This is a genomic window from Pseudoalteromonas sp. MIP2626 (genome assembly GCF_013414205.1).
GTDB lineage: Bacteria > Pseudomonadota > Gammaproteobacteria > Enterobacterales > Alteromonadaceae > Pseudoalteromonas > Pseudoalteromonas nigrifaciens.
The window spans coordinates 1-9543 of the sequence record NZ_JAATTW010000079.1 but is presented as its reverse complement, the minus strand read 5'-3'; the positions used below and the strand labels follow the sequence as shown (position 1 = coordinate 9543).

Below are 9543 nucleotides of genomic sequence, written 5' to 3'. Positions count from 1 at the left end.
GCGCCTTTCACCACCACCTAAATTAACTCGCTTTGGCTCATTAGATTTAGATGGAGCACTTGGCGCTATTGGGTAGATTTGGTGTCAATAAGCGCTGGGGTAACGGGGCAGAGGCAACATTATTTGCATCACTCAGGGCGCGTAAATATGAGCAGTATAGTGCTTTATTGGCACATAAGCGTAAAGATCTTGAACAAAATTACACACTGATTGTAAGCATGCCAAGTCTAGCCGTATTTAGCATGACACCAGTTTTTACCTTAAATCATATAACAGTAAACAGTAATGTTGATTGGTTATACAGTTACGATAAAAATACGGTGAGTTTAAAGTTCGAAAAAATATTTTGAGCTTTAACGCTTGTCACAAGCAGAAAAATTAATTAAGCGCTACTTTAAGGTTTCATTACTTTTAATTCAAGCCTAGATTCAAATTGTAAGTGCATAACTTGTTTTTGCTAGATTAAGTGGTCAGTTGCCTAATTCCTGTTGTATAAAATCGACAAAAACTCTTGTCTTTGTGGGCAAATAACGACGATTTGAATAAAGCGCGCATAAATGTAATGGAGCCGCTGGTTGCTCAAACTCAACCTCTATTAAACGTCCGTCAGTAATACTGGACTGGCAGGCTTCTCTAGATAAAATAGCAAAGCCAACACCAGAAATTGCAGCATGCAAGGCCATCTCACCGCTGTTGACACGATAGTTTCCATTCACCGTGATTGTCTCGAATCCCCCCTTTATATTGACGAATTGCCAAGGGACACCTTTTAGTGCACTTACCGTCGTAATACAGGGTAATTTTTTAAATTGGTCAATATGAGTGGGTGTGCCCCAACGTTTAATAACCGAGGGGGCAGCAACGATGGTACAGGGGATAGTGGCTAGGTTACGGGCTATATAATCACTGTCATCCATCTGTCCACGGGTAATGATAATGGCTAGATCTAAATCTTCTCGTAGTGATTCGAGGCCCGACAAATTCGTGATACAGCTAAGCTCTATATCTGGGTACTGATTGGCAAAATTGGCAATAATAGTCCCCAGTGTTGCAGGTCCAATTTCGTTTGGAATACAGATACGTAATGGACCTTTAATTTGAACTTGCCGTGACGTTAACTCGACTTCTGTTTGTTCCAACAACTCCAGTAATGGCTTTGATCGCGCATAGAGTAGTTGGCCTAACTGAGTCAATTTCATGTGTCGGGTACTGCGCTCAATAAGCTGAAGATTCAGTTTTTTTTCTAACTGAGAAATACAGCGACTTACGTTTGATGTGGGCATTTTAAGGGCTTTAGATGCTCCGACAAAACTTTCCTTTTCCACCACCGCAATGAAAATTTTTAAGGTTCTGAAATCTAGAGCAGTATGCATACATTATCCCAGTATTGATAATAGAGATTGCTAATTGTACCTACTAGTGCTCAATATTGATAGCGGTTAAGCTGTATGCATCTTTAATCTATAGGTCGCCGATGATGCCACTAGCTAAACATAAATTTAAATATAGAGCCCTAATTCAAATAGCGGTTGTAACATCATTCATCCAGTTTACGAATGCACTAGAGTACATGGTGTTCAACACTATTTTTACTTTTATGGCAGGGGATTTCTCAGTTCCTGTATCATTCTCAGGCTATGTATCCGGTGTTTATACATTCGGTGCAGTCCTTTCCGGAGTTTTTGCTTTTTATTGGTTAGACCGGTTTAATAAAAAGCGTTTTTTAATCATAAATATGGCGTTACTAGGCACGCTGACACTTCTGATTACGCTCACTACCAATTTTGGTGTCCTTCTGATACTACGATTCTGCGCAGGGTTGGTTGGAGGGACGACGATGGGGGCAAGTATCAGCTTATTGATTAACTGCACTCCGATCAACTTGCGTGGCAAAATGCTGGCAACGGTGATTGCATCATTTTCGGTGGTAAGCATTGTAGGAATGCCCATGATATTGTTCTTGTGCACACATTATGGCTGGCATGTCGCCTTGGGGTTAATTTGTGCATTTTGTCTGTTGGCGTTGCCATTGATCGTATTTATCATTCCCAAAGATTCTGTCCACTCAGAGACTAAGAACAGACTGTCTCTCGATGCTGACACTTTACTATTTGCCTCAAGTAATGCACTGGTACAGTTCAGTCCGATGCTGATTATTCCCATTTTAGTGCCATTAATGACGCAGCAGTTAGGCGTGCCGCAAAACTTGTTGCCCTGGTTGTTCTTCACGGGAGGTATCGCAGGTTACCTATCTACAAAGATAACTGGCTCATTAATCTCACATTATTCCACTCCGCTTTTGGCTATAGGTTCAACCGCAGTTTTTATGCTGAGTTTGTTAATCCTCGCCATGAACTATCAGAATGCGACACTGTTCATCATCTTATTTCTCGGTACATCGTACAGTCGCTTGGTCTCATCTTCGACTATTGCGATTCAGTTCCCTGATGATAAGCAACGAGCTGGGTTCGTTTCATTGCAAACTTCAATTATGTATCTGGTAACAACCATTGCATTCTTTCTTTCTCCTCTGCTGATACCCAACGACGACATGACGCTACAGAACCTGGACAGATTGCTTATGATATGTGCAATAGCCGCATCAGGGTTTCCAATTATTGTGTTTATCTTGCAAAAGAAACTAACTAAAAACTTTCGCTTGTTAGAAAGAACATCCTAATCGCCAGCCTTCCCTATGGATGTAAAGAAGAAGATGCTGTTACTACGGCTTCTATTGCGCCAACAACAACTCAACACCTTTCTGCGAATAGAATTGGGGATGGAGAGTTAAAGGATAAATGTGTTGTGGACTTTGTAGAATTTATTAATATGACAAAGTCCCAGTTTCAAACTATTTTGTCATTTTTTGATTTTTCTCTAACTCACTAAGCGACATTCAATTTAGATCTATTTTGTCACTTTCCCCCAAATAACCCTCAAAATTCCCCATTTCTACCTCTCCCAGTTTCCAACTATTTTGTCCGTCTACAATTATGAATAGGTACAACTCTTGAACTAATTGCGAATGAAATGTATTATCATTACCATTAGGTTGTTTGGAGTAATACTAAGTGATGGTGATCAATCCTGCTAATATCGCGTGCGTTGATGATATGTATAGAAAACACAATAATTGGCTGTCCATTTATATTCAACGTCGATTAGGATGCTTAGAAGTAACTGCTGATTTAGTACAAGATACTTATTTGCGTATTCTAACAAAAGCATCATTACCAGATATAAAAGATTCCCGTCGCTATTTAACTCATATCGCAAAAGGGTTAGTCATCGATTTGTACCGAAGACGCAATATTGAAGCGGCTTACTTAGAACTAATAGCGAATGATCCACTTACTTCGTCTGAATCTCCAGAGTCTCATCTTATTATGGTTGAGGCATTAAATGAGATTGATATGCTTCTACGGCAACTTCCGGAAAAAGTACGCCAAGCATTACTTATGCGTCAACTCGAAAATATGAGCTATAAACAAATTGCAGCAAAATTAAAGGTGTCAGTATCATCGGTAGAAAAGTACATTGCTAAAGCTTTGCAAAGTTGTTTAATAGTTAATATTGAGATGCAGTCTTGACTATGGAAAAAATTTCTTCAAATACTATTCAACAGGCTGCGATATGGATGGCAAGATTATGGGCTGACGATGTTAATCAACAAGATGAAATTGCTTTTCAGACTTGGTATGAAGAAAAACCTGAGCATGCTTTAGCATGGCAACAACTGGAGTTATTACAAGAAAAATTTCATAAAGTCCCGCAATCTGAGCTTAGTCGGAAAGTATTAATAAGTCAGGAAAAAGGATTGTCGCGTCGACATCTACTTTTATTAGGACTTTTTACTTTAGGGAATCTGAGTTTAATTTTTTCTGGCTTGGCAGGGCACCCTGGCAGGCGTGAATATGTTACTGCCGTAGGTGAAATAAAAACAGTTACTCTAAGCGATGGAACAGTAATGTCAATGAATACAGATACAAGTGTCTATGTTGACTTTGAACAATCAGAACGTAGGTTGTATTTGTTGAAAGGTGAAATTATGATTTCTAGTGCACAGGACATAAAACCTTTTTATGTAACGACGCGTGATGGCAAAGTGGTACCAATTGGAACTTATTTTATAGTAAATCAACGTGAGCAAGAAACCATAGTGAGCGTGTATGAGGGAGTTGTGGAGTTACGGCCAATGAGAAGCATACAGTTTGTGCAATTAAAAGCGATGCAGCAAGCTGCTTTTAATACTAAGGGGACTATGCCGATCCAGCAATTATCGACTAGTCGAGCATTATGGCTGGAGCATAAAATACAAGCAACCAACAGTAAATTAACTGATTTTATAATCGAACTCGCTAGATACCACCGTGGTGTTATCAATGTGGCGCCAGAGCTTGCTAAATATAAAGTAACAGGTATTTTTTCAATAACGAATATAGATAAAACCCTACATCATCTTAGTGAAATTTTGCCGATAGAAATTACTTACTATTTTAAACGTTGGATATATATTAAGGAAAAGCCTAAAAATCTACATTAAAACCTTGGTCTAAGTTGAGTGTTAATATTGTATCTGGTCATAAAATTATCTATCCAACTATCATAGGTCGTGTTTATATTAATGCAGAAGCTAGGTTTTGATTTAATGATTATTAGTTGTTATTGTAGTAATTACTGTTGTACCTCCAGTCACTCAATTAATAGGCATTGATGCTTCCCAAAAAAATAATATTTTATATTACGGTAGAGGGCGTGAAATTACATAATATGCACATATCATTAAAAATAGTGCCACAACACTAGCCAGCAATAAAGAGGGTTGCCCCCCTAAATAAAACAAAATATAGCCAACGGACATGCCGAGACTTGCGATTATCTTTACTGGTTTAGAAATAGTGCCATGCGTTTGCCAATTGGTGAGAGTTTCCCCAAAACGAGGATGATTAAGTAGCAGGTACTCAAAACGCTTTGATGAGCGGCTAAAACAAAAAACTGCACCAATCAAAAAAACAGTTGTAGGCATAATAGGTAAAAATAAACCTATTATGCCTACTCCGGTTAATAAAAATCCACTTACCAAGTATGTTATTTTTTTTAAGTTACCAGCAATTATTTGCGGGCTAGTTTTATTTATGAATTTCATAATTTACCATTTCGTTTTTGCCAGCTCATACAAATAGTTACACTACACGTTATTCAAATACACTATCAACGGTACTACGTACTAGGCTAAAAGCATCCCGGGCACCATCAATGACAAGGCTTTGCTGTTCATACGTGAGCTCAATAGTATTTAAAGCGGTTGTAAATACTTTCCATGACTGTCCGCGACCAATCGCTGCTGGAGCCAAATGAGTGGCACCAAACTCTTCTGATAGGCCAATACGTTTTGCTGCTTTTAATAAATACTCGGCACCTAAGTTAGATCCTTCAGATACATAAAGCCAACCAAGAGAAGCTGGGTAGTCAATGTTTGGCAAATTATTCTCGGCTTTCATATCATTAATATCGGCATTTAAATCTAAATAATCTTTTTTAAGATAACTAAGACGCGCTCGTTCAGGTAAATCCGTAAATAAACATAGCAGCTTAGGATCACAATAGAGAGGCGCTATGGCTAAATGAAAACGATACTGTACCGCTAAAAATAAAGCGTAACGGCCTAAGTCTGTAAAAGGTCGTTTTGTCATAATCATCTTATCTAAGCTGTCATGTGTGGTTGTGGTGTCGAGCTTTAGCCTTTGGGCCAGAGTGAGTATTTTAGCTTCTTCGTTAACGTGTAACTCTTCAATCATGGTCTATCCTTTAGTATTAACTATTTATCATGTAATTAGTAATGGTTATATAAACACAGCGATATCGCTGTTAATGAATAAAAAACGCAACAGGAACGGCCATGCTAATTGGGTCCCCTGTTACTGTGTTAGGAGGTGCAGGCAAAGGCTCTGCACGTCTAACTAATTCGATGACCTCTTGATCTAATGTAGCTATTCCACTGGGCTTAAATAGGGTGACATCCAGTACATTCCCCTCTCTGTCCATGGTAAAGCTTACCCACGGAATACCTTGTTGACCCCGTAATTTAGCCATTCGTGGGTAACGTTTTTTCCTTTCTAAATGTAGCTGTAACGCACTTTGCCAAAGTTGTTTAGCCGAACTTTCATGTTCACTCAAAGCACCTTTTACAGGGCCAGATGCCACTTTGGCTTCTTTTACTGGTAACGCAGCAGGTGCACTCGTTTGATCTACGTATTGTTCACTCGCCCCCGTTGCCGTTGTGCTATTAGGTTGTGACTTCGGCACAACGTCTATTTTTTTCTCAGTGGTTCTTTTTAATGGTTTACTTGGCGCAGGCTTAATTAGTTTGTCTTTAATGGTAAAGTCAGACTTACTTTCTATAATTGGCTTTACTAAAGCCTCTATTTTTGTAGTCTCAGGTTCACTGCGCTGCTGTTTCATTGGCGTTGATTCTTGTTGCTTTGGCCCAACAGGTAGCGCTAATTGTTCAGACTTTGGTGCAGCAACAATGCTTACCTCAAAGACCTGTGGGGATGCTTGGATAGGCACATTGTTATTATGTTCTTTTGGTAATAAAAAATAACCAGCAATAGCAAAGTGTAAAATAACAGCCCCTAAAATAGCGATAATTACTTGCCATGATACTAAGCGAGAAGCTTTCTCAGTGGTGCCTATAAACATACTCACTGGGCAACGTCCGTTTCGTGTTTTAAGCCCACTAGCGCCACTTTTGAGTAGCCTGCTTTGGTTAATTGATTCATTAATACCATAAACTGCCCATATTCAACTTTGCTATCAGCACGCAATAAAATACGTTGCTCAATTTCAATTCCATACTGCTTTAGTTCTTGAGCCAAATTTTGTTGTTGAATGACATCGCCCTCACCAAATATTAAGGTTAAGTCTTCTTGTAACGTTAGATAGGTAGGATCGTCATTCTCTGGATGCGCTGGGGCTGCAACTGCAGGAAGTTTAACGGGCACGCTCACTGTAGCAAGGGGGGCTGCGACCATAAAAATAATCAGCAATACCAACATCACATCAATAAAAGGGGTAACGTTAATTTCATGCTGTTCATCTAAACTATCGTTATCGGTATTTTTAGTAGTAAATGTCATTATTTAAGACTCTTTAGATACGATGTTAACAGGGCTTTTATCATCATTAAGTAAGATAGCTAAAGGCTTTGCTTGAGGGTTTTTTCTATCAAGATCACGACTAATTAGTATCATGGTGGCAGTAAGAATGTCAGTCAACATAGCTTTATAACTGCCAATCGAACGAGAAAAATGGTTATACATAACAACAGCTGGAATTGCTGCAACTAAACCCAAAGCGGTTGCAAGTAGTGCTTCGGCAATACCTGGTGCGACTACGGCAAGGTTCGTTGTTTGTGTTTTAGCAATGCCAATAAAGCTGTTCATAATGCCCCAAACAGTACCAAACAAACCAACAAATGGTGCTACAGACCCAATAGTTGCCAGTACACCAGTGCCTAGATTCACATTTGCAGATATAGATGCTTGTACGCGTTCTAAACGAGCTACTAAGCGCTCTTTTAATGCTTCGTCTGTAGTCGGCCCTGCAGCACTAAGATGTAACTCATGTTGAGTTGCCGTTAAAAATATTAGCGCTTCGCTTTTTTGTTGTGTTAAATCATGGCTCGCCTCTGAAAAGCTTGTGCTTTGGAGTAAATGTGTAAGTAATTTTTTACTGTGCCGTTTGGCAATATTTAGCTGTATAGATTTAAATATACAGATAGCCCATGATATTAATGATGCAATAAGCAGCCCTATAATTACACTTTTCACTACAATATCAGCGGCTTTGTACATTCCCCAAGGAGATAGGTCATGTGCTTCAAAAGTGGCTTCACCAATTTTATGCTCTACATTAGTTACGTTAATGGCCTCATCACTAGATGGTGTAATAGATGGTTGTTCGACGACTGATGAAGTAGCTACTATCTCACTTGTTACTATTGATAGAGGTACCTCAGCGGCGTGTATTGTCATAGACAATTGTACAATTCCAATACTTAGCAGGGATAATAACAATATAGCTTTTGTAAACATTTTGATTCCTTATCTTTTTTAATATGGCCCACAAACTCAGCTGTGTATTAGCAACAAGCAATATTAAAGTATGCATCTGATGGGTTACTTTATTAGTTATATAACTAGATGCCGAACGAGAATCGGTTTTCATCAATTAATAACAAAATTATTTTAATTAAACTTTACTGAACATTATAACTAACCATTGAATGAGAATGAAAATCATTTATAGTGTTGGCTGATATGCTACAGGAAGACCAAAATTTTGACCAGAAATACCGCTAATTCAGTAGGGTTTAATACGCTTTATCAGGAACACCATGAGTGGCTTGTTCGCTGGATTGCGCGTCGTACCTATAGCACTGACACTGATAGTGCACAAGATCTTGCTCAAGATACGTTTATACGTTTATTAAATAAAACTTCTTTATACAGCGAAATACGTAGCCCAAGAGCATGGCTTACAAAAGTTGCTGGTAACTTAGTAACCGATGACATACGGCGCAAGATTTTAGAAAAGAACTATGTAGATTTTTTAGAAAGCATGCCAGAAACAGCCTATTTCTCACCGGAAGAGCAATTTCAGTTATTGAGGCTATTAGAACAAATAGACCGGTTATTAAGTGGTTTAAGGCCAATTGAAAAAACAGCATTCTTAATGGTTAGACTAGATGGGCTCAGCTATAAAGAAGTGGCAAAACAACTCGATGTAAGCTTATCATCTATTGAAAAGTACATCGCTAAAGCCATGTTTGAGTGTTATACCCTCACTTATTCGGATTAAAAGTAATAGATGGATACTACTGTTGTGCAAAAAGCAAAATACATGCTGTTACCAGATCAAATTGTGCAACAAGCGATTGCTTGGTGTATTTGTTTCGAGTCAGGCAACGCAAAATCTAAAGATCTTGATGAGTACCAACGTTGGCGCTTAGCTGATCCTATGCACGAACTGGCATGGCAGCGGATTGAGTTATTAGAATCAACATTTTCAGGCGCGACACAAAAAAGCGCCTGCATCGTTCATTCAACGTTACAAAAAACAGATCGTGACATACAGAGCATGAGCCGCCGCCAAGCATTAAAGAAAATAGCAGGTACCACTCTTACTTTAGCAAGTGTTAGTTGGTTAGCTGATAAACAAGGCGCTTGGCAATACCTTAACGCAGATTATGCAACCACTAATCAACGTGAACTTTTTACGTTAGCCGATAACAGTCAGCTTTGGCTTAATAGTGGCAGTACCGTTGAGCTTAATTTTAACAACCAAAATAAACACATTCATTTAACGCGTGGAGAAATGCAATACACCGCCTCAGTTAGCGCACAGCCGCTCCAAATAAAACTTAATCATGGAGTGCTAATAAGTGATAGTAAAGTAAGCGCGCATTTAAGCAGTGCGCTTAGCTATAATCGAAGTCTAGCTGCACATTCCACGGCATTAGGTCGGTAAAATCATCATCAC

Annotated in this window: 12 protein-coding genes; 6 read left to right on the top strand and 6 right to left on the bottom strand. The window is 38.9% G+C overall.

Features of this window, described 5'->3' with window-relative positions:
- Positions 1 to 68 precede the first annotated feature (68 nt).
- Entirely contained in the window at positions 69 to 350 is a 282-nt protein-coding gene (locus tag HC000_RS17605) for a surface lipoprotein assembly modifier (RefSeq protein ID WP_179808327.1), read from the top strand.
- Positions 351 to 470: 120 nt separating this feature from the next.
- On the opposite strand, the gene HC000_RS17600 is transcribed toward HC000_RS17605, so the two are convergent.
- The gene (locus HC000_RS17600) at positions 471 to 1373 is read right to left on the bottom strand and encodes a LysR family transcriptional regulator (RefSeq protein WP_179808326.1); all 903 of its coding nucleotides are present in this window, start codon (positions 1371 to 1373) and stop codon (positions 471 to 473) included.
- Between the two features lie 101 nt (positions 1374 to 1474).
- On the opposite strand from HC000_RS17600, the gene HC000_RS17595 reads away from it, so the two are divergent.
- The 3 genes from HC000_RS17595 (at position 1475) to HC000_RS17585 (ending at position 4543) form a co-directional block, all read left to right on the top strand.
- Entirely contained in the window at positions 1475 to 2680 is a 1206-nt protein-coding gene (locus HC000_RS17595) for an MFS transporter (RefSeq protein ID WP_179808325.1), read from the top strand.
- 394 nt (positions 2681 to 3074) lie between these two features.
- Positions 3075 to 3590, top strand: a complete 516-nt coding sequence (locus tag HC000_RS17590; RefSeq protein WP_217896479.1) for a sigma-70 family RNA polymerase sigma factor — start codon at positions 3075 to 3077, stop codon at positions 3588 to 3590.
- A gap of 2 nt (positions 3591 to 3592) precedes the next feature.
- Positions 3593 to 4543 (top strand): FecR domain-containing protein, encoded by a 951-nt coding sequence (locus HC000_RS17585; RefSeq protein WP_086995625.1) that lies wholly within the window; start codon positions 3593 to 3595, stop codon positions 4541 to 4543.
- A 198-nt stretch (positions 4544 to 4741) separates the two neighbouring features.
- Here the strand turns inward: HC000_RS17585 and HC000_RS17580 are convergent, their stop codons facing one another.
- The 5 genes from HC000_RS17580 to exbB form a co-directional block, all read right to left on the bottom strand.
- Positions 4742 to 5146 carry a YbaN family protein gene (locus tag HC000_RS17580; RefSeq protein WP_179808324.1) on the bottom strand — a complete coding sequence of 135 codons (405 nt, stop codon included), beginning with the start codon at positions 5144 to 5146 and terminating at the stop codon, positions 4742 to 4744.
- Positions 5147 to 5195: 49 nt separating this feature from the next.
- Entirely contained in the window at positions 5196 to 5798 is a 603-nt protein-coding gene (locus HC000_RS17575; RefSeq protein WP_179808323.1) for a biliverdin-producing heme oxygenase, read from the bottom strand.
- 70 nt (positions 5799 to 5868) lie between these two features.
- Entirely contained in the window at positions 5869 to 6702 is an 834-nt protein-coding gene (locus HC000_RS17570) for an energy transducer TonB (protein WP_257025628.1), read from the bottom strand.
- 2 nt (positions 6703 to 6704) lie between these two features.
- Positions 6705 to 7139: a biopolymer transporter ExbD gene (locus tag HC000_RS17565; protein ID WP_086995608.1), complete on the bottom strand. Its 435-nt coding sequence runs from the start codon at positions 7137 to 7139 to the stop codon at positions 6705 to 6707.
- A gap of 3 nt (positions 7140 to 7142) precedes the next feature.
- Positions 7143 to 8096: a tonB-system energizer ExbB gene (gene exbB, locus HC000_RS17560; RefSeq protein WP_179808321.1), complete on the bottom strand. Its 954-nt coding sequence runs from the start codon at positions 8094 to 8096 to the stop codon at positions 7143 to 7145.
- A gap of 247 nt (positions 8097 to 8343) precedes the next feature.
- Between exbB and HC000_RS17555 the strand changes: the two genes are divergently transcribed.
- The gene (locus tag HC000_RS17555; protein WP_179808320.1) at positions 8344 to 8862 is read left to right on the top strand and encodes a sigma-70 family RNA polymerase sigma factor; all 519 of its coding nucleotides are present in this window, start codon (positions 8344 to 8346) and stop codon (positions 8860 to 8862) included.
- A gap of 9 nt (positions 8863 to 8871) precedes the next feature.
- Positions 8872 to 9531, top strand: coding sequence for a DUF4880 domain-containing protein (locus HC000_RS17550; RefSeq protein ID WP_179808319.1), 660 nt, complete (start codon positions 8872 to 8874; stop codon positions 9529 to 9531).
- The last annotated feature ends 12 nt before the right edge of the window (positions 9532 to 9543 follow it).

Excerpts from the sequence above, each read along its gene's own strand:
- HC000_RS17600 (WP_179808326.1), bottom strand. The coding sequence starts at position 1,373 with ATGCATACTGCTCTAGATTTCAGAACCTTAAAAATTTTCATTGCGGTG.
- HC000_RS17595 (WP_179808325.1), top strand. The coding sequence starts at position 1,475 with ATGATGCCACTAGCTAAACATAAATTTAAATATAGAGCCCTAATTCAA.
- HC000_RS17590 (WP_217896479.1), top strand. The coding sequence starts at position 3,075 with ATGGTGATCAATCCTGCTAATATCGCGTGCGTTGATGATATGTATAGA.
- HC000_RS17585 (WP_086995625.1), top strand. The coding sequence starts at position 3,593 with ATGGAAAAAATTTCTTCAAATACTATTCAACAGGCTGCGATATGGATG.
- HC000_RS17580 (WP_179808324.1), bottom strand. The coding sequence starts at position 5,146 with ATGAAATTCATAAATAAAACTAGCCCGCAAATAATTGCTGGTAACTTA.
- HC000_RS17575 (WP_179808323.1), bottom strand. The coding sequence starts at position 5,798 with ATGATTGAAGAGTTACACGTTAACGAAGAAGCTAAAATACTCACTCTG.
- HC000_RS17570 (WP_257025628.1), bottom strand. The coding sequence starts at position 6,702 with ATGTTTATAGGCACCACTGAGAAAGCTTCTCGCTTAGTATCATGGCAA.
- HC000_RS17565 (WP_086995608.1), bottom strand. The coding sequence starts at position 7,139 with ATGACATTTACTACTAAAAATACCGATAACGATAGTTTAGATGAACAG.
- exbB (WP_179808321.1), bottom strand. The coding sequence starts at position 8,096 with ATGTTTACAAAAGCTATATTGTTATTATCCCTGCTAAGTATTGGAATT.
- HC000_RS17550 (WP_179808319.1), top strand. The coding sequence starts at position 8,872 with ATGGATACTACTGTTGTGCAAAAAGCAAAATACATGCTGTTACCAGAT.